General features: G+C 72.6%; 11 protein-coding genes. 5 read left to right on the top strand and 6 right to left on the bottom strand.

Annotated elements, in window-relative coordinates:
- Nucleotides 1-110: 110 nt before the first annotated feature.
- Both ACIBI4_RS20405 and ACIBI4_RS20400 read right to left on the bottom strand, forming a co-directional pair.
- Nucleotides 111-3,734 (bottom strand): CDP-glycerol glycerophosphotransferase family protein, encoded by a 3,624-nt coding sequence (locus tag ACIBI4_RS20405; RefSeq protein ID WP_399205349.1) that lies wholly within the window; start codon nt 3,732-3,734, stop codon nt 111-113.
- 120 nt (nt 3,735-3,854) lie between these two features.
- On the bottom strand, nt 3,855-5,927 hold the full coding sequence (locus tag ACIBI4_RS20400) for a CDP-glycerol glycerophosphotransferase family protein (RefSeq protein WP_399205348.1): 2,073 nt from the start codon (nt 5,925-5,927) through the stop codon (nt 3,855-3,857).
- Nucleotides 5,928-6,171: 244 nt separating this feature from the next.
- On the opposite strand from ACIBI4_RS20400, the gene ACIBI4_RS20395 reads away from it, so the two are divergent.
- Nucleotides 6,172-9,672 carry a CDP-glycerol glycerophosphotransferase family protein gene (locus ACIBI4_RS20395; protein WP_399205347.1) on the top strand — a complete coding sequence of 1,167 codons (3,501 nt, stop codon included), beginning with the start codon at nt 6,172-6,174 and terminating at the stop codon, nt 9,670-9,672.
- 68 nt (nt 9,673-9,740) lie between these two features.
- Nucleotides 9,741-11,237, top strand: a complete 1,497-nt coding sequence (locus ACIBI4_RS20390; protein WP_399205707.1) for a hypothetical protein — start codon at nt 9,741-9,743, stop codon at nt 11,235-11,237.
- Nucleotides 11,238-11,304: 67 nt separating this feature from the next.
- Here ACIBI4_RS20390 and ACIBI4_RS20385 read toward each other — a convergent pair whose 3' ends face one another.
- On the bottom strand, nt 11,305-13,296 hold the full coding sequence (locus ACIBI4_RS20385; protein WP_399205346.1) for a glycosyltransferase family 39 protein: 1,992 nt from the start codon (nt 13,294-13,296) through the stop codon (nt 11,305-11,307).
- 98 nt (nt 13,297-13,394) lie between these two features.
- Nucleotides 13,395-14,807, bottom strand: a complete 1,413-nt coding sequence (locus ACIBI4_RS20380; RefSeq protein ID WP_399205345.1) for a CoA transferase — start codon at nt 14,805-14,807, stop codon at nt 13,395-13,397.
- Between the two features lie 129 nt (nt 14,808-14,936).
- Here ACIBI4_RS20380 and ACIBI4_RS20375 point away from each other — a divergent pair, with 129 nt between their 5' ends.
- Entirely contained in the window at nt 14,937-16,586 is a 1,650-nt protein-coding gene (locus ACIBI4_RS20375; protein WP_399205344.1) for a glycosyltransferase family 2 protein, read from the top strand.
- Between the two features lie 38 nt (nt 16,587-16,624).
- On the opposite strand, the gene galE is transcribed toward ACIBI4_RS20375, so the two are convergent.
- Both galE and ACIBI4_RS20365 read right to left on the bottom strand, forming a co-directional pair.
- Complete coding sequence (galE, locus tag ACIBI4_RS20370) at nt 16,625-17,605, bottom strand: UDP-glucose 4-epimerase GalE (RefSeq protein WP_399205343.1); 981 nt, start codon at nt 17,603-17,605, stop codon at nt 16,625-16,627.
- A 69-nt stretch (nt 17,606-17,674) separates the two neighbouring features.
- Nucleotides 17,675-18,349 (bottom strand): TetR/AcrR family transcriptional regulator, encoded by a 675-nt coding sequence (locus tag ACIBI4_RS20365; RefSeq protein WP_399205342.1) that lies wholly within the window; start codon nt 18,347-18,349, stop codon nt 17,675-17,677.
- Nucleotides 18,350-18,481: 132 nt separating this feature from the next.
- Here ACIBI4_RS20365 and ACIBI4_RS20360 point away from each other — a divergent pair, with 132 nt between their 5' ends.
- Both ACIBI4_RS20360 and ACIBI4_RS20355 read left to right on the top strand, forming a co-directional pair.
- Nucleotides 18,482-19,393: an ABC transporter permease gene (locus ACIBI4_RS20360; protein WP_399205341.1), complete on the top strand. Its 912-nt coding sequence runs from the start codon at nt 18,482-18,484 to the stop codon at nt 19,391-19,393.
- On the top strand, nt 19,386-20,219 hold the full coding sequence (locus ACIBI4_RS20355; RefSeq protein ID WP_399205340.1) for an ABC transporter ATP-binding protein: 834 nt from the start codon (nt 19,386-19,388) through the stop codon (nt 20,217-20,219). Before ACIBI4_RS20360 ends, ACIBI4_RS20355 begins: the two co-directional genes overlap by 8 nt.
- The last annotated feature ends 16 nt before the right edge of the window (nt 20,220-20,235 follow it).

The following is a 20,235-nucleotide window of genomic DNA, read 5'->3' as shown; positions in this document are numbered from 1 at the left end:
GAACGGGCGGAGACGGAACGGGCGGAGACGGAACGGGCGGAGACGGAACGGGCGGACACAGAACGGGCCTTCACCGGCGAGGTGAAGGCCCGTTCCGTATGCCGCGAGCCTCAGCCCCGCCCCATCTCGAGCATCCGGTCCGCTACCCGACGGGCCGACTCGCCGTCGCCGAACTCGCAGAAGCGGCGGCGGAACTGTCCGTACGCGTCGGCGTACTTCTCGCGCACGCTGTCGATGTCGCGTACGGCCTGCAGCACCTCGCTCGACGTGGTGAGCAGCGGGCCGGGTGCCTCCGCCTCGAAGTCGAAGTAGAAGCCGCGCAGGGTGTCGCGGTAGTGCTCCAGGTCGTAGGTGAAGAAGAGCATCGGGCGGCCGGTGTGGGCGTAGTCGAACATCACCGAGGAGTAGTCGGTGATCATCAGGTCCGCGATCAGATAGAGCTCGGAGATGTCCGGGTACTCGGAGACGTCGAAGACGAAGCCGTCGCCCGCGCCCGGCACCGCGTCGACCGCGTTGGAGTGCCGGCGCACCAGGACGACGTGGTCGTCACCGAGGCTCTCGCGGGCCTCGGCGAGGTCGAGCCGGAGATCGAAGCGGAACTGTCCGCGCCCGTGCGACTGGTCGTCGCGCCAGGTCGGCGCGTACAGGACGACCTTCTTGCCGGCGGGGATGCCGAGGCGGTGCTTCACGCGGTCGGCCTGCTGTTCGCGGTCGGGGGCGTGCAGCAGATCGTTGCGCGGGTAGCCGGATTCGAGGATCTCGCCCTCGTAGCCGAAGGCCCGCTCCAGGATCGGGGTGCTGAAGCGGTTCGCGGAGACCAGCAGGCTCCAGTTGCGCACCTCGCGTGGCAGCCGCTCCAGATAGCCGGGGTCGAACTTCGGGGCGGCGATGTCCAGGCCGATCTTCTTCAGCATCGTGCCGTGCCAGGTCTGCACGATGACCTGGCCGTCGCGCCGCTGCAGCCAGTCGGGCAGATGGGCGTTGGTGACGATGTAGCGGCAGGTGGCCAGCGCCTCGTACCACTCGCGGCCCCACAGCCGTACGGGCGTCACCCCCTCGGGGAGCTCGACCTGGCCGTCGCGGACCACCCACAGGTGTTCCAGGTCCGCGCCGCGGCGCGCGAGTTCGGCCTGGACGGACTTGGGGCTGTCGGAGTACTGCTTGCCGTTGTAGCTGACGTACAGGACGGAGTCGCGCAGCGGCTTGGCGGTGCGGGAGGCGTGGTAGATCTCGCGGCGCAGCTTCTTGCCGCGGTACGGGCCCTCCTCGTCCGGCGCGAGGTGCGAGTAGCAGTACAGGTTGGGGAAGTCGGGTCCCTGGGTCTCCAGGGCGTACCTGCGGCCGCGTACCTCGGCGGTCAGCGGGAACGCCTGGGCCACGAGGCGGTCCGTCTTGAACGGCACGTTCAGCACCAGACCGGTCTCGGCGTCGGTGGTCCTCAGCCAGAAGTCCCAGCGGCCGGACTGCAACGGCAGGGTGCCGCTGAGCCCGGGGTGCGCGGCGGGGTGGAACACGACACGGAAGCTGCCGTCCTCCGCGACCTCGAGGGGCAGCGACTTCTCGGCGGCACCGCCCCACTTGCGGACGACGAGCGTCGGATCGGCGGGCGCCGCGGTGGTCGTGCCGGCGAGCAGCAGGCCGCCGTCGTCGCCCCAGGCGACCTCGGTCAGCATGGCCCGGCTGGTGCGGCCCCACACCTGGAGGTAGCCGTCGTTGCCGGAGGTGAGCGCGATCTCGCAGGGCACCGGGCCGCGGGTGCGGGCGGCGGCGCGCAGGGGGGCGGGCAGCGGGAAGTGGCGGTCCCCGAGACCTTCGGCGGCGACCACGGAGTGCCGCTTGCTGCTGCCGTCGGCTTCCTCGACGCGGATCCGCACCTCCCAGCCGCGCTTGTTGGGCTTGGGGTCGTCGGCGCGTCCCGCGGCCCATTCGGCGGTGGTGACGGCCGCGGGCAGGAACGCCACGTCGTGCACGGGGATCTCGACCGAGAACGGGCGCCGGCCGTGCGCGTCCGGCTCCCCGGGCGTCAGCTCGTACTGCAGGGTGGTGCTGTCGTCCATGCAGTCGAGTTCGAGGCGTACGGAGCTTCCCTGCGCGGCCTCGAGCCGCAACTCGCCCTCGATGCACACCGATTCGCCCTCGACGCGCATCGCCTTGGCGAGGGCCCGCACCTTCTCGACGCGGATGCGGAAGCTGCGGTTCTGGGTGATGGGCAGCATGCGGTGGTCGTCGTCGAGCCAGCGGTACTCGGCGTGTCCGGCCTGCACGTTGTGGGTCGCGGCGAGCCGGGACCTGCCGAGGCCCGCCACGCTCAGGCTGCCGAGGCCGATCCGCCAGACGCCCTCGCGCCAGCCGTCGCGTCCGCGCAGCCGGGCGGGGTCGATGGTGAAGCTGTAGCCGGCCCAGTCGTAGCAATGGCGGTTGCCGCCCGAGGCGTTGGTGCGCTCCGGGCGGTACTCGGGACGGGTCGGCAGCACGATCACCCGCTTCGAACCCGCCTCCTTCATGACAGCGAGGCGCTTCGTCCGCCCGGGCGAGGCGAGCCCGATCCGCGGCACCCAGGCGTCACCGGTGACGACCAGCCGTCCGTCGTGCCAGATGGCGGTGCGGAGCGGGGCGCGCAGCCGCAGTTGCGACGGCTGGACGCGGGTGGCCCAGCGGGGCAGGTCCACCTTGGCCGGGAGGTCGGTGATGCGGGCGTGGCGGCGGCGCAGCCCGCGCAGCCGGTACGGGTCGCGGACCTTCTCGGCGGCGAGCAGCGCGAGAAGTTCGTCCTCGGCGGCGCGCTGGACGAGCAGCCATTTGATGCGCAGTTCGACGGGCAGCGACATCAGCGTCTCGCGGCTGACCCCGTCGAGGAACGCGCGGGCGACGGCGAAGAAGACGGACCGGAACTCCTCGTCGCCCTGCGGCAGGACCCGCAGGAAGATCAGCGCGTCGGCGAGCAGGGCGCTGCGGTCGTAGAGGTGCTTGAGGCGGGCGTCCTCGGGGCGCTTGGCGAGGAAGCGGCTGACCTCGGTGGCGCCGTCGATGCGGTCGCGCGCGGCCTTCGGCTCGGTGCGGCGCTGGGTGATGGAGGGCGCGGAGCCGCCCTCGCGCTCGCGCCACAGGTAGACCGGAGACCTGAGGATGTCGACGGACGTGGCGAGGACGTGCGCGGGGACGACGACCGGAGTGTCCTCGTACAACACGCCCTCGGGAAACGCGAGTTCGTGCTTCCGCCAGAATTCCGTGCGGAACATCTTGTTGCAGGCGATGCGGTCGCTGAGGAGTTCCGTCAGTTTGCTGACGTGGGTGCCGACGACGTCGCGCTGTGCGTGGAACCGGTGCATCGGAGACTGCGATGTGCCGCGCGAGTTGTAGCGCAGCACGTTTCCGGTGGCGAAATCCGAGCCCGATTTCTCCAGGCTCTCCACCATGATGCTGCAGGCATCGGGCGTGAGCAGGTCGTCGCTGTCGACGAACATCAGGAACGCGCTGCCCGGCGCCATGTTCCGCACGCCGACGTTCCTGGCCCTGCCGAGGCCGCCGTTCTCCTGCCGGATGAGCCGGAACCGGGAATCCTTCGCCGCGAACTCCTCGGCGATCTCGGCCGAATGGTCCGTCGACCCGTCGTCCACCATGACGACGTCGATGTTCTGGAAAGTCTGCCGCGCCAGTGATTCAAGGCATTCGGCGACGTATTCGACCACATTATAAATGGGGACGATGATCGAGACAGTCGGATTCCGGTCCATACGGGGATCAACCCCTCGTTCGTCCCCCGGTCACCCACCGTCCACCGTTCGGCGCAACACGAGTCGGACGAAACGCGAGTCACACCAGACGATCAACGGCGGGCGGGGGTACGGCGGTACTCAGACGCCGAAGACCGCTCGCACCACCCGCTCCGCCGCCCGTCCGTCGTCGTGCGGACAGAAGCGGGCCCGGAAGGCCTCCCGCAGTTTGGTGGTGTCGTCCGTGTCCCAGCTGCCGTCCTGGAGCAGGGAGATGAGCTGGTCCTCGGTGGTGGCGACGGCGCCCGGGGTCTCGCCCGGCACCCCCGAGAGCAGGTCGAAGTAGGCGCCACGGGCCAGGCGGTAGGCCTGCCAGTCGGGGGCGTACGTGATGATCGGACGGTCCAGGCAGGCGTAGTCGAACATCAGGGACGAGTAGTCCGTGATCAGCGCGTCGGCGGCCAGGCAGAGGTCCTCGACGCGGCCGTGGTCCGTGACGTCGAGGATCTGCGGGTGGTCGGCGAGGTCGGCGGACGAGCCGTAGAAGTAGTGGGCGCGGACGAGGACGACGTACCCGGGGCCGAGGGCGCGGACCAGGCGCGGCAGGTCGAGGCGGGGCAGGAAGCCCTTCTGGTAGTCGCGGTGCGTGGGGGCGTAGAGCAGGACCTTGTGGTCCTCGGCGATGCCGAGTCCGCCGCGGACGCGGGCGATGTCGGCGGGCGTCGCGGAGGCGTAGACGTCGTTGCGGGGGTAGCCGAGTTCGAGGGCCGCGTACGCCGAGGGGTAGACGCGCTCCCAGACTTCGGTGGAGTGCGGGTTGGCGGAGAGGCTGAAGTCCCACTGGTCGGTGTGGTCGAGGACCTTCTGGAAGCTGATGCCGTGCGTGCCCGCGGGGTAGCGGCGCTGGTCGAGGCCCATCTTCTTGAGCGGGGTGCCGTGGTGGGTCTGGAGGTAGATCTGGCCGGGGCGTTTGACGAAGCCGCCGGGGAACGAGGCGTTGTTGACCAGGTACGTGGCGCGGGCCATGGCCTGCCAGTAGCGGCGCGAGCCCTCGATGACGTACGGCATTCCGGCCGGGACCTTGTCGCGGTGGCGGCTGCTGACCACCCAGACGCCCTTGATGTGCGGGGCGAGTTCGCGGGCCTTGTGGTAGATCGCGAGCGGGTTGCAGGCGGGGCCGCGGTTCCAGTAGGCGCTGAAGACGGCCAGCTGCGGGTCGAGGGCGCGGCGTCGGTCGGTGCGGTAGGCCAGCTTCATCAGCGAGGCGCGCAGCCGCTTCTTGTGCCGGGTCAGGGCGGACCGGGCCGCGCGGACACGGCCGTTGGCGGTGCGCAGGGTCTCGAAGGCGGTGTACGAGCCGGCGGCGAGCGCGCGCTGGGCGTCACCGGCGGGTTCGTGTCCGGCCGGGCGGTAGGTGCGGTGCAGGCGGGCGACCGCGCGGAAGAAGTCGGCGCGGTCGGCCGGGCGGATGCGTCCCGGGTCGGCGAGGACGGTGAGCAAGTGCGCGACGGCGTACGGGAAGAGGCGGGGCCCTGAAGGGGAGCCGAGGAGGTGTTCGTAGCGGTCGGTGATCGCGAAGTGGGCGCGGCCCGGTGTCGTGGAATGGCTGCCGCCGCGGCGGCGGCGCCAGCGCACGCACACACGGTCGAGCAGGCGCAGGCGTTCGGCGGCGAGCAAGGTGGCGCGGTGGACGGGCACGACGTCCTCGTACGGCCCGTCGTCGAAGCGCAGCGCGTGGGTCACCCAGAACGAGCGGCGGATGACACGGTTCCATGCGGCCGGGGTGACGGCGAGCGGGTCGGCGCCGGGGGCGAGTTGGTCGCCGCCGGGCCGGACCGTCTCCCACCAGTCGACCTTGTCGTGTCCGAACAGGACCACGTCGGCCTCGGCGTCGAGGGCGTCGTCGATCGAGTGGAGGGCGCCGGGCAGCAGCAGATCGTCGCCGTCGAGGAAGAGCAGGAACTCGCCGCTCGCGTGCGAGGCACCCGTGTTGCGGGCCACGCCCGTGCCGCCGTGACGGTCGAGCCGGATCGGACGAACGCGCGGGTCACGTTCCGCATATTCCGCGGCAATGGCGGCCGACGCATCCGGTGACGCGTCGTCCACGACGATCAGTTCGAGATCGGCGAAGGACTGCGCGAGGACGGATTCCAGGCATTCCCGCAGGTAGCCCTGGACTCGATGGGCGGGTACGACAACGGAGAAGCGGGCCATGCCCCACGACCGTAGTCACCGGCGCGGGCCCTGTCGAAGACCGTCAAGTCGTTGCGGAAAGGTTCCGCTTGAAGATCACTGGGCTGTGGCGCCGCTGCGGTGTGCCTAATACGACAACCGAAGTCCCGACGATCACTCGTTACGGTGAGGCGACAGTGGCGAGTTGACGCGAACAGGAGAAGAACGGGCAAACAGGGCTGACACGGCACCACCGGTCTCGCTCTGCGCAGAAAGGCCCGCCTCCGTGCAGCACAGCACCGCCCCCGCCCCGTCCGCCTCTCTTCCCCGTCTCACCGTCGTCGTACCGATCTACAACGTCGAGGACTATCTCGAGGAATGCCTGCGCTCGATCGCCGGCCAGACCTTCAGGAACCTCCACGTCGTGCTCGTCGACGACGGATCGAGCGACGCGAGCCCGCGGATCGCCCGCGCCTTCGCGGCCCGCGACCCGCGCTTCCGGTACGTCCGGCAGGAGAACGCGGGGCTCAGCGCGGCCCGCAACACCGGGGTGCGCGAGGCGGATCCGCAGGTCGAGTTCCTGACGTTCGTCGACAGCGACGACATCGTGCCGCACGACGCGTACGAGCGGATGATCGCGAGCCTGGACGCCTCCGGCTCGGACTTCGCCAGTGGGAACGTGTGGCGGCTCAACGAGCGCGGGCGGCAGCAGGCCTGGCAGTACAAGTGGCTGAAGGGCGACCGCACCCGCACCCACATCACCCGCGATCCGCAGCTGCTCGCGGACCGCGTGGCGTGGAACAAGGTGTTCCGCCGCGCGTTCTGGGACGCGCACGCGTTCACCTTCCCCGAGGGCCGGCTGTACGAGGACACCCCGGTGATGATCCCGGCGCACTTCCTCGCGAAGAGCGTGGACGTCCTCGAAGAGCACGTCTACTACTGGCGGGTGCGCGAAGGGTCGATCACCCGGCGGCGCACCGAGGTCCGCGGCGTACGCGACAGGATCGCCGCGTGCGACAGCGTGAGCCGCTTCCTCGGCGAGCGCTTCCCGCAGCACAAGCGGATGTACGACCTGTCGTGTCTGCGCGACGACTTCATCTACTTCCTCGAAGGGCTGCCGCTCGGCGGCCCCGAGTACCGCGCCGCGTTCCTCACCGGCACCGCCGCGTTCCTCGCGCGCGCCGACGCCTCGCTGATCCACGAGCTGCCGGTCGATCTGCGCATCAAGTGGCAGCTGCTGCGGCAGGGGCGCTCGGCCGAGCTGATCGAACTGCTCGCGTACGAACAGCGCAACAAGGCGGCGTTCGCGGTGCGCGGCGGGCTGCGCAAGCGCGCGGACTACCCCGGCGTCAAGGGCGTACCGCGCCGTCTGGCCACGCTCAAGCGGGGCGAACTGCCCGTCGTGGCGCGGCTGTCCGAGGCCCGCTGGGACGACGACGGGCTGCTGCGGATCAGCGGCTACGCCTACATCCGCAACCTCGACGCCACCCGCCCCGGCCACTCCGTCAAGGCCGGACTCCTGAAGTCGGCGCACCACCGCGCCCGGTTCAAGCACGTCCCGACCCGTACGGTCCAGCGTCCTGACGCCACCGTCGACTCCGGCCAGCAGCTGCACTGCTACGACTACGCGGGCTTCGAGATGACCGTCGACCCCCGGCAGCTGAAGTCAGGCGGCCGCTGGCAGCCCGGCAACTGGCTGCTCGGCGTGGTCGTCGCCGGGCACGGGGTCGTACGCCGGGCCGCGGTGCGGGCCATGGACGGCTCGGCCGCGCAGTCCGTCGTACGGGAACTCGGCGACGGCATGCGGCTCGTGCTCGGCTACTCGCAGGGGCGGCTCGTCCTGCGGATCCAGGAGTACGCGGCCCGCGTGGAGACGCACGAGCGCGACGGGGACGACCTGGTGCTGCGCGGGCGGCTGCACCACGGCACGCGGGCCGAGGCGCTGCGGCTCGCGCTCCGTGAGCACAGCTTCGACTGTCCGCTGGAGCGCACCGGCGAGGAGTTCACCGTGCGGGTGCCGCTCGCCGGCCTGGAGCAGGTGCCGCCGACGCCGCACCGCGCGCCGAAGGAGGTCGAACCGCAGCACGGCGACCGCTGGAGCGCGAACCTGGTGCTCGCGGGCGGCACGCTCAAGTCCCTGGCCGCGAGCGCGGCCCTGGCCCCCGGCCGCTACGCCACCGGTCAGGCCCGGTACGCGGTGGGCCGCGAGGTGTGCGCCACCGCCGGCGACAACGGGCAGCTGGTGATCGAGCTGACCCGGCAGCCCGTCGCGGACGTGGCGCGGTGGCAGGACGACGGTCTCCTGGTCGTCGAGGGCACCGCCGCCCAGGACAGCTGGGGTCCGGCCGAGCTGATCCTGCGGCACAGCAGCGACCTCACCGAGGTCGCCGTACCGCTGGAGCGGTCGGCCGGACGGTTCCGCGCCACGCTCGTCCCCGCCACCGCGCACGGCGGACTGCCGCTGCCCGAGGGCCGCTGGTACCTCTTCCTGCGCGAGAAGCACGAGGGGGGCGAGGGCGTTCCGGTGCGCGTCCTCGCCTCGCTCGGGGCCGGACTTCCCTCCGTACAGGCCGCTGAAGGGCGGGAGTTCGCGCTCGCGCGGCGCTTCGGCGACCGGCTCCTGATCGACTCCGGCTCGGCGCTCGCACCGCAGGAACGCGGCGCGTACCGCCAGGCCCGGCTGCGCACCGCGCACTACCCGGTGCAGCGCTCCCTGCCCCTGCGCGACGCCGTCCTCTACCTCGACGGCGAATCGCCGCGGGCGGTCCACGAACAACTCCTGGCACGCGGCTGCGAGTCGGAGCACCTGTGGGTGACGCGGGACCAGCAGACGCGGGTACCGCCCGCGGCCGTCGGGGTCGCCGAGGGCAGCCGTGCCTGGTACGAGGCGCTGGCGCGCAGCCGTGTCATCGTCACCGCCGGGCAGCTGCCCGACTGGTTCGAGCGGCGCGCCGGTCAGCGGGTCGTGCAGACCTGGCACGGCACCCCGCTCAAGCGCGTGGGCATCGACCTCACCGACAGCCTGTACGCGGACCACTCCCGCCTCGACGCGCTGCCCGCGCTCTCCGCGCAGTGGAGCGTCCTGGCCTCGCCCAGCCGCCACGCCGCCGCCGTCCTGCCGCGCGCGCTCGCGTACGAGGGCGAGGTGCTCGCGGCCGGATCGCCGCGCAATGACGTGCTGTTCGCGGAGGACCGCGAGAAGGTCGCGGACCGGGTCCGTGCCGAACTGGGGCTCGCGCCCGACGACGGCCGCCGGATCGTGCTGCACGCGCCGACGTACCGCGACCATCTGATCCACAAGGCCGGCCGCTTCCGCTACGAGGAGCCGCTGGACTTCGCGGCCCTGGAGCGCGAGCTCGGCGAGGACCACGTCCTCCTGGTGCGCCGCCATCCGCTCTCGGCGGGCCGTCTCCTGGGCGCGCACGCGCCGTTCGTCCGGGACGTGACGACCTACCCGAACGTGACCGAACTCCTTCTGGTCGCCGACGTCCTGATCACGGACTACTCGTCCCTGATGTTCGACTTCGCACACACCGGCCGCCCGATGCTCTTCCACACGCACGACCTGGAGCACTACCGCGACACGGTGCGCGGCTTCACGCTCGACTTCGAGGCCGCCGCACCGGGACCGCTGCTCGCCTCGACGGGCGAGGTGGCCGAGGCGCTGCGCGACCTTGACGCGCTCGCGGCGCGGCACGCGGACGCGTACGCGGCGTTCCGGCAGGCGTACGGGGACCTGGACGACGGGAAGGCGGCGGGCCGGGTCGCGGACTGGATCCTCGCGTGACCCGTCGCACCGCCTTCCCCGCGGATCCTGTCGCGCGCGTCCGCCGGCCGCCCGGCGCCACCGCCGTCATGGGCGGCCTGCGCTCGCTGCGCCCCAGCCCGTATCTCGTCTACGGGACGCTCTTCTGGGTGCTGGTCACGGCCGCCGCCTGGCGGATCCCGGTCTGCTGCGACTTCGGGCAGCACGCGGCGGTCGTCGAGCGCCTCAAGGCCTCGCTCACCGACCCCGCGCACCCGATGGCCGCCGCGCCCGGCGACGGCAGCCCGTACTACTCCCCGTACGCCGTGCTGCAGGGACTGTTCGCGCAGGTGAGCGGGCTCGCAGGCTGGCAGGTCGTGAAGCTGTCCGGGCCGGTGAACCTGCTCGTGCTGCTCACCGGCCTCAACCGTTTCGTGAAGGCCCTCACCCCGAACCGCTGGGCGCCGCTGCTCGCACTCGCGTGCATGGTGCTGCTCTGGGGCACGCAAATGGCCTGGTGGAGCGGCTACTTGGGCCTGATGTCCCTCGCCGGACACCTCCCCTTCCCCTCCACGCTCGCGATCGGCCTCACGTTCTGGGCCTGGTCCTGGACGGCCCGTCTGACCCGCGATGGCGGCCGCACCGTCTCGTACGCGGGCCTCGGCGCCCTCGGCGGTCTGATCCTGCTGATCCACCCGATCTCGTCGGTGGGGGCGATGATCGGGGTGGTGGCGTTCGTGCCGGGGTGGGGGGTGCGGGGCGGGACGAGGACTGTGGCGGGTCCCAGGCTGCGACCGGTCGCCGGGTGGGCTGTCGCCTCGGTCGCGGCCGTGGTCGTCGTGCTGAGCTGGCCGTACTACTCGCTGTTCGACCTGCTCGGCGACGGCAGCATCGACGGCATGCACCGGGCGCTGTACGACGCGATGCCGGAGCGCTTCTGGCTGGCCTTCCTCGGGCTGCCCGCGCTGGTCGCGCGGTGGCGGCGCGACCGGCGCGACCCGCTGGTCCTGATGTTCGCGCTCGGCGCGCTGACCATCGCATACGGCTGGATCTCCGGGCATTACACCTACGGGCGGATCATGGGCCTGACCCTGATCCCGCTCCAGTTCGCCCTGGCCATCGAGCTCACCGGGCCGCGCCCCTGGACCTGGGGGCGGCGCGCCCTGGCCGCGCTGTGCGGTGCGGGGCTCGTGCTGGGCTTCCTCACCGTGCAGGCGGGCGCCGTCCTGCCGCGCGCCTGGGACCCGGTCGGCTTCGACCAGCCGCCGCGCTGGCCGTCGTACGCCTGGGCCGCGCGGCACATCGCACCGGGCGAGGTGGTCCTGACCAACGGCTACCGCGCCACCCGCTCGCTGCCGGGCTTCGGCCCGAACCTGGTGGCGCCCGCTTGGCCCGACCCCGCGATGCGCGAGACGGAACGCGCCCGCCGCTCCGGCGCCGTACGGCGCTATCTGGACCCGGCGTCCTCCGTGGCCGAACGGGCCCAGGTCGTCCGGGAGTTCCACGTGCGCTGGCTCCTGCTCGACCCCGGCCGGCGGGTGCCTCGGGAAGCCGTGGTCGTGGCGTGGGGCCCGCGGACCGGGGAGGTTCTGGCCCGGGTGGGGTGAGCGGGCAAAGACGCCCCCGGTGCGGCTCCCTTCAGGGGCCCGCCCCGGGGGCGTCTCCGTGTCCGGCTCAGTGCTGCTGCAGCGGCGGCAGTTCTACGCGGCCGTCGGCGGCGGGATCCTGTTCAGGGGCCTGCTCCACCGGGGTCGAGTCCGGGGCCTGCTCCACCGGGGCCGAGTCCGGGGCCTGCTCCACCGGGACCGAGTCCGGAGCCAGGCCCTCGGCCGGATCAAGCGCCTGTTCCGGCCCCGGCTGCGGAGCCACAGGCACCTCGGGAGACGAGGCGTCCGAACCGGCCGCGGCCTCGGGACCGGCCGCTCCGGCCCCCGCGCCCTGCCCACTCCTCCGGGCCTGCTCCTTCTCGTGCGCCTCGAGGACCGGGTCCACCACCGGCACCGGCTTGCCCGCCGGCCAGTCGATCGGGCGCTCCGGGACCCGGCGGACGTACAGCCGCAGGACGCCGGTGCGCTCGGGGAACTCGCCGCGCAGCACGAACTGTTCGCTGACCACGGAGATCTTCGCCTCGTCCGTGGCCGAGCCCGCCTTCCATGCCGCGTCCGTCGCGCGCGGCTCCGCGAGCACCCACACGCGATCCACCCCGGCGAGCCTGCGGCGCAGGTCGAGCGCGTCGGTCTCGGTGCCGTAGAGCGTGCCCGAGGCCTCCGGCCCGGCCTTGAGCGCGAGGTCCTTCGTGCCCTTGAAGCCGTCGGGATACGTGAGCGCGTGCCGGCGGGCCTGCGACGGCAGGTACAACACCGGGTCGCCGGGCCGCAGTTCGGCCGCCGCGAGCCGCGCGACCGCCGCCATGTCCTCCGGCCGCCCACCTGCCGCGGCCTGACTGCGGTGCTCCGGCAGCTGCCACAGGCAGGCCGCCGCCACCGCCACGACTCCGGTCAGCGCGGCCGCCGCGCGGTGCGGCCTGCGCCCGGGCAGCGAGCGCCGGACCACCGCGGCGCAGCGCTCGCCGCCCGCCGCCGCGAGCAGCGGCACCCCGGCCAGCGCGCACAGCACGTACGCGGGGTGGAAGAGCGGGGCGCTCTGCGCGAGCAGGAGCAGCAGCGCGGGCGGCACCAGGACCAGCGGCAGGGCCAGGGAGTTGAGGGAGAGCCGGCCCGTGCGCGGCAGCGGCGCGTTCAGGGCGATGCAGATCAGCAGCAGCACGGCGGTGATGACCAGGGGCGTGGGGCCCGCGAACGTCCGCAGGATCTCGTCGGCCCCGGACATCCCGGGCGCCTCGGTCCGGCCGGGCTGTCCGCCTTCGGCGCCCGCGCCGAGCTGCCCGTACGTGAGGCTGATCAGCGGCATCAGCGCGGTGAGCGCGGCCGCGGCGGCGACCGCCCAGCCGCGCCACCGGCCGCCGGAGACCCTTCGCCACGAGACGAGCAGCGTGACCGCGTGGGCCGCGAGCAGGAGGGCGGCGGATTCGTGCAGGTACGCGGTGCAGCCGACGACCGCCCCGTAACGGCACCAGTCGCGGCCGCGGCCGAGTTCTGCCGCGTGTACGAAGAGCAGGGTCGCGGCGGCGGCCCCGGCGCAGACCAGGGCGTACGGGCGGCCGTCCGTCGCGAAGTACCCGGTGGCCGGAGTGACCGCGTACAGGAGACCGGCCCACAGACCGACCCGCGCGCGGGCGAGCCGGGTGCCGAGTGCGGCGACGAGTCCGGCGGCCAGGGCGACGGCGAGCACCGACGGCAGCCGCAGCAGCACCTCGCCGGGGTGGAGCCGGAGCACGTAGTGCATCAGGACGTAGTAGACGCCGTGCACCGCGTCGGCCGAGCCGATCAGCTGCCAGATCTCGGGCAGCGAGCGCCGCGCGATCTCGTAGGTGACGCTCTCCTCGCGGCTCATCGACCCGCGGTCGAGCCCCCACGCGCCGATCGCGAGAGCCGCCAGGACCGGCACGGTCACGGCCGTGACCGCCGGACGGACGAGCAGCACCCGGGCGAGGGTGCGCAGATGGCCGGACGGGCCTTCGGCCGGTGCGGTGGCCGCGCGCGGGTGCGTGCGGTGCGCCGAGACGGTCGGGGAGCCGGGGTACGCGGAGGCCTGCGAGCGGTACATGGGTCGAGTTTGTGCTATTAACTGCCGATTCCTGTGGATTGACGCCCGGGTTTCTGCGCGGGCAGGCACACGCCCCTGCCGCACGCCGAAGACGTTCGTCAGGCGCCGCTCCAGGCCGGGGCGTCCGTCCCCCACAGACCCGGCGGGCGCGCCCAGTTCACCGGGCCACCGTCGTACGCCACCGGCGGCAGCGCGTGCCGCAGCCGGCCCATCGGGCTGTCGGTCTCGGTCAGCCGGTTCTCGGCGTCGAAGCCCTGGTCCGCGCCCGGTGCGGGCGCCAGGTCGTGGACCAGCCAGTGCGCGGTCTGCGTGAGCGCCAGGCGGACCAGCCGGGTGCCGCCGGTGCGGTGCTGCTCGGTGAGCGCGCGCAGGACACCGGCCGCCATCAGGTAGCCGGTGCCGTGATCGAGCGCCTGGGCAGGCAGCGCGCCGAGCGCGTCCGGCGAGCCCTCCAGTTCGGCGATACCGGTGGCCACCTGGACCAGGCTGTCGAAACCGCGCCGCTCGCCCCACGGTCCGTAACGGCCCCACGCGGAGAGCTGGGCGACGACGAGACCTGGACGGCGCACGGCGAGCGCCTCGGGCGTCAGCGCGAACCGGTCCAGCGCGCCCGGCCGGTAGCCGGTGACCACCACGTCCGCCGTTTCGAGCAGCTCCTCGAAGGTCCCGCGGTCGGTGCGCCGGCGCAGGTCCAGGGTGGTCGAGCGCTTCCCCATCCCCGTGTCGTTGTGGGCCTCCTGGCTCTCCGGCAGCTGCGGGGCGTCGATCCGCAGCACGTCGGCGCCGAGCAGCGCGAGCGTTCGGGTGGCGACCGGTCCGGCCAGGACACGGGTCAGGTCCAGGACGCGCAGCCCCGCGCACGGCAGCTCGGCACCGCCGGGCACTCGACCGGGGACACCACCGGGCACCCGCACCGGGGCGTCGCCGATGCGTGCCGTCGTCAGGAGCGGCTGCTCCGCGACCATGCGCCCCTGCTCGCTCCTGGCCCACGCCTCGGGGCCGCGCGCCGCGACGGCCAGGCCGCCCGCCGCGTACACGGCCTGCTCCACTTCCAGCGCGGCAAGCCCCGCGATTGCCTGAGCCACCGCGTCCACGGGGTCCCCGCCGGCGCGCCCCTCCACTCCGAGAGCGGCGAGCAACCGGGCCCGGTGGTGCGGGTAGTTGGCGTGCGTCCGCACCCACCCGTCGGCCGCCCGCCAGAACCGGGACAGCGGCGCGAAGGCCGACCACGCCTGCCCGTCGGCCCGCACCAGCCGGTCGCTGAGGAACGCCGTCGCGACCGCCTCGTCATCGACCCGCACCCGGGGCACGGGACGCCCTGTGCGTACGGAAGCGAGCTCGGCGGCCGCGAGCGAGCACGCCGCGACGGTCGCCCGCGCCAGTTCCATGACGGGCAGCCGCGCGGGAAGCCCTCCCGACGGGCCGCCGAAGGACACCCGGTCGAGCAGCGAAGCATCGGCACCCAGTGCCGCCCATGCCTGTTCCGTCCCTGAATCCTTGCGAGAAGTCACCTCCCTACCGTGGCACCGAGTGCCATCAAAGGGGAAGACCCGAGCGTGATCTGTTCGATGGGTGACGGAGATCCGGTCTTGACCTTCCCTTAACTGGACAATTACGGCCCACAACTACTATTTCCGACTATGGAAAGCCCGCCGTCCCTCGAGCCCACCGCAGCCCACAAGCCCCACGAGCCTCAGGTCTGCGTCGTCGTCATCGGCTACGACGACGCGGAGCACGTGGCCGACGCGGTGCGCTCCGCCCTCGCGCAGGGCACGGCCGTCCGCGAGGTCATCGCGGTCGACGACCGCTCGACGGACGGCAGCCTCGGCGTGCTGCACGGCCTCGCCGCCGACGAGCCGCGGCTCAAGGTGATCGCGCGGAGCACCAACAGCGGCGGCTGCGGCACCCCGCGCAACGACGGCATCGACGCCTGTACGTCCCCGTACGTGATGTTCCTCGACAGCGACGACGTACTGCCGCCGGGCGCCGTCGACGCGCTGCTCACGGCGGCGCGCGAGCACGACGCCCAGGTCACGGCCGGACTCTGCGTCCGCAAGGAGCTGCCCTCGGGCCGTGAGGTGCCGTGGGAGCCCGAGCTGTACGACACCCCGTCGATCGTGGCGCACCCGCGCCGGCGCCCGCGGCTCGTGCACGACACCCTGTGCGTCAACAAGCTCTACCGCACGGACTTCCTGCGCGAGCACGGCATCCGTTTCCCCGACGGCGCGGTGGTCTACGAGGACTTCGTGTTCGGCGCGAAGGTGCTGGCGGCGGGTCCGCGGTACGCGCTGATCTCCAACCCCGTCTACGTATGGCATGTGCGCCGCTCCGCCGCCCGGCTCTCCATCTCGCTGGACCGCGCGGGGATCGCCAACTGGCAGGCGCGGATGGACGCGCACCGCGAGGTGGTCGGGATCCTCGCCGACGCGGGCGAGAAGCAGCTGGCCAGGGCGGCGCGCGCCAAGTTCCTCGAGCACGGCCTGCGGATGTACACGCGCGAACTCGACCAGCGCACACCGGAGTACCGCGAGGAGTGGTGGCGCCTGACGCGCACCTATCTCGCCACGTTCGACGACGCGGACTTCGAGCGCGCGCCCGCCCCCGGCCGGGTCATCGCCCGCGTCCTGCTCGCCTCGCCGCACCCCGTCGACCTGCCGCGGCTGCAGCAGGTGGCGGCCCGCCCCGCCCGGCTCGTCCCGCCGTACGCGACGGACGGGGACGGCAGACCGGTGTGGTCGGCGGAGCTGGCGCGGGTGGGGCTCGGGCATCTGCTCGTACGGCCGATGCGGCTGCTGCCGCTCGCGGTCGACGCGAGCCTGCTGCCGCGGGTGCGCACCTCGGTGCTCACGCTGACGCTGCACGAGCTGTACGGACGCGTCGCCGCGGCCGGACCCACCATCGTGGACGTCGAGCTGCGGGACCGGGCCGGGGTCGCGCGGACGGTGCGGCGGACGGCGGCGTGGCGCGCCGGCCCCGGCCCGGGCGGCGGGAAGTGGACCGCGGAGGTGCTGATCGACCTCGGCGCGCTCGACCCCTCGGCGGCCGTGTGGGACCTGCGGCTGCGGGTGCGCTTCGCGGACGGCACGCACCGGGAGACCACGGGGCGCGCGGTGGCGGGGCCCGGGGTGCTGCGGCGCACGGCGGTACGCGATCTGCGGCGCGGCATCCGGCTCGTCCAGCCGTACGCGACCAGCGGCGGCAACCTCGCCGTCCGGGTGGCCCCCGGTGTGCGCGGCGTGGCGCAGGTGCTGCGCCGCCGCGCCCACCGGGTGGTCCGGGCACTGTCGTGAGCCGCCGGTCCGCTGTCGGGTGACCCGAGCGGAACGCGTCAGACGCGTGCCGCCTCCGGGTGGTGGTGCTGCCAGCCCTCCCAGGCCGAGGTGATCATGTCGCGGACATCGTGCCGGGAGCTCCAGCCCAGCTCGGCGGTGATCCGGTCGGCCGAGGCGACGACGCGGGCCGGGTCGCCGGCGCGGCGGTCGGTGACCTCGGGCGTGGTGTCGTAGCCGGTGACCTCGCCGATCAGATCGACGAGCTCGCGGACCGAAACGCCTTCGCCGCGGCCGATGTTGACCGTCAGGTCGCGGCCGGGCGCGGCGGCGAGGGTGCGGGCGGCGGCGACATGGGCGTCGGCGAGATCGGCGACGTGGATGTAGTCGCGCACACAAGTGCCGTCCGGCGTCGGGTAGTCGGCGCCGAAGATCTTCGGCGCCCCGCCCCCGGTGAGCCGCTCGAAGACCATCGGGACGACGTTGAAGACCCCGGTGTCGGCGAGTTCGGGGCTCGCCGCGCCCGCCACGTTGAAGTACCGCAGCGACGCGGTCGCCAGACCGTGGGCGCGGCCGGTCGCGCGGACCAGCCACTCGCCGGCCAGCTTCGTCTCGCCGTACGGGCTCATCGGCAGACACGGGGTGTCCTCGGTGACGAGGTCCACGTCCGGCATGCCGTACACGGCGGCCGAGGACGAGAAGACGAAGGAGCGCACCCCGCCGGCCGCGGCTGCGGCGAGCAGGACCCGCAGGCCCTCGACGTTCTCGTGGTAGTAGTGCAGCGGCAGTTCGACGGACTCGCCGACCTGCTTCTTGGCCGCGAGGTGCACGACCCCGGTGACCTCGTGCTCGGCGATCACCTTGTCGAGCACGGCCCGGTCGAGCACATTGCCCTCGACGAACGGCACGCCCTCGGGCAGCCGCGCGGCGATGCCCGTCGACAGGTCGTCGAGCACGACCGTCCGCTCGCCGGCCGCGAGCATGGCGCGGACGACATGCGCCCCGATGTATCCGGCGCCGCCGGTGATCAACCAGGTCATGGTCACCCTGTTTCCGTCTTCTTCAGCACCCTGTGCACGTTCGTTCTTCCGCACAGTGTGCATGGTCGGTCAGTTCTCCTGCGCGGGCGCCATCGCCCGCAGTCCCGCCGCCGTCGCCGCGGTCAGACGGTCCAGATAGCCCTTCGGCAGCGGGGTGCGCATGACGACAGAGCGCCAGTACAGCGGGCCGGAGATCAGGTCGAGCGCCAGGTCCTCGTCCACCGCACCGCCCAGCTCACCGCGTGCGACGGCCGCCTGGACGATGCCGCTGGCCACCGAGTGCTGGCCCTCGCGCAGGGCCTTGTCGAGGGCTTCGCGGATCTCGGGGTTGCGGGCCGCCTCGGCCTGCAGATCCGGCAGGATCTGGCCGGCCACGGGGTGCCGCAGGGCGCGCGAGCTGACCTCGTAGAGCAGCCGCAGATCGCCTTCGAGGGTGCCGGTGTCGGGCGCGGGCAGACCCTGCACGGCGACGGCCGAGACGAGGTCGAGCACCAGGTGCAGCTTGGAGCGCCAGCGCCGGTAGACGGCGGTCTTGCCGACGCCCGCGCGGCGCGCGACGCCCTCGATCGACATCCGCCCGTAGCCCACGGCGGCGAGCTCCGCGAAGACCGCCGTGCGGATGGCCTCGGTCACATCCTCGCGGAGCACCGCGGCGCCCGCGGGCGCCCGGCGCCGCGCGGCCTTCGCCTTGCCGTCACCGGGCGCGGCGGGGTCGGGGGCGGCGGGTGCGGGCGAGGACGTCATCGGCACAGCATACGTCCGTGACGACGAAACGGTTGCGTTCCGACGTCGATCCGCCCTACGCTCACGACGCGACGATACGGGTCCGTCCCGACGTAAAGCACGGCAATGAAGCACGGCAATGCGAGGTCATACGTGAGTCAGGTCCTGGAAGCCCCACCGGCGCTCCCGGCCGCCGGGCCGGCGCCCTCCGCCCGCGAGCTGGCCGAGCGGCACGGCCTGAGCGTCTCCAACGCCCGCCCCTCGCTGGGGAGTTACACCGTCCAGCTGTGGCGCAGACGGCACTTCATCACCGCGTTCGCGACGGCGCGGCTGACCGCGCAGTACAGCCAGGCGCGGCTCGGCCAGCTGTGGCAGATCATGACCCCGCTGCTCAACGCGGGCGTCTACTACCTCATCTTCGGGATCCTGCTCGGCGCCAAGCGCGGCATCCCGGACTACGTCCCGTTCCTTGTCACCGGCGTGTTCGTGTTCACGTTCACGCAGGCCTCGGTGATGGCGGGCACGCGCGCGGTCACAGGGAACCTCGGCCTGGTGCGCGCCCTGCACTTCCCGCGGGCCGCGCTGCCGGTCTCGTTCTGTCTGCAGCAGCTCCAGCAGCTGCTCTTCTCGATGCTCGCCCTGATCGCGATCGTCCTCGGCTTCGGGCTGCCGGTGACGGCGTCCTGGCTCCTGGTGCTGCCCGCCCTGACCCTGCAGTTCCTGTTCAACACGGGCCTCGCCCTGATCATGGCGCGCATCGCCGCCCGGACCCCGGACATCAGCCAGCTGATGCCGTTCGTCCTGCGGACCTGGATGTACCTGTCCGGCGTGATGTTCGCGCTCGACAAGGTCGTCACCGACGTACCGCACTGGGTGCACTCCGCCCTGATGTGCAACCCCGCAGCCGTCTACATCGACCTGATGCGCTTCGCGCTGATCGACAGTTTCACCGCCGGTCAGCTTCCGCCCCACGTCTGGGCCCTGGCCCTCGGCTGGGCACTGCTCGCCGGCGTGGGCGGCTTCATCTACTTCTGGAAGGCAGAGGAGACCTACGGCCGTGGCTGACACCCTCACCTCAAGCCCCACCAAGACCCTCACGACCCCCGCTCCCGTCCCGGCCCAGCGGACCGAGGAACGCGTCCCGACCGTCATCGCCGACAGCGTGGACATCGTCTACCGCGTCACCGGCGGCGGCGCGGGCCGCGGCTCCGCCACCTCCGCGCTCAGCCGGATCCTCGGCCGCCGCGGGCGGCCCAAGGTCCGTGAGGTGCACGCCGTGCGCGGCGTCTCGTTCACCGCGTACCGCGGCGAGGCGATCGGCCTGATCGGCACGAACGGCTCCGGGAAGTCGACGCTCCTGCGCGCTGTCGCCGGGCTGCTGCCCTGCGAGAACGGGCGGATCTACACCGATGGCCAGCCCTCCCTGATGGGGGTGAACGCGGCGCTGATGGACGATCTGACCGGCGAGCGCAATGTGACGCTCGGCTGTCTGGCCATGGGGATGGACCGCGAGCAGGTACGGGAGCACTACGACGGGATCGTCGGCTTCAGCGGGATCAACGAGAAGGGTGACTTCATCTCGCTGCCCATGCGGACGTACTCCTCGGGCATGAAGGCCCGGCTGCGGTTCTCGATCGGCGCGGCCAAGGACCATGACGTCCTGCTCATCGACGAGGCGCTCGCGACCGGCGACCGGCGCTTCCAGAAGCGCTCCGAGCAGCGGATCCGGGAGCTGCGCGAGAAGGCGGGCACGGTCTTCCTGGTCAGCCACAGCAACAAGTCGATCCGCGACACCTGCGACCGGGTGCTCTGGCTGGAGAAGGGCGAGCTCGTGATGGACGGGCCGACGGCTCAGGTCCTGGAGGAGTACGAGCGGTTCACGGGCAAGTGAGCCGTCCGGGCCCTGG

Origin of the sequence: Streptomyces sp. NPDC050418, from assembly GCF_044458745.1 — a bacterium.
Taxonomy (GTDB): domain Bacteria; phylum Actinomycetota; class Actinomycetes; order Streptomycetales; family Streptomycetaceae; genus Streptomyces.
Note: the sequence above shows the minus strand (reverse complement) of the source record. Positions and strands in the feature narration are given on the sequence as shown.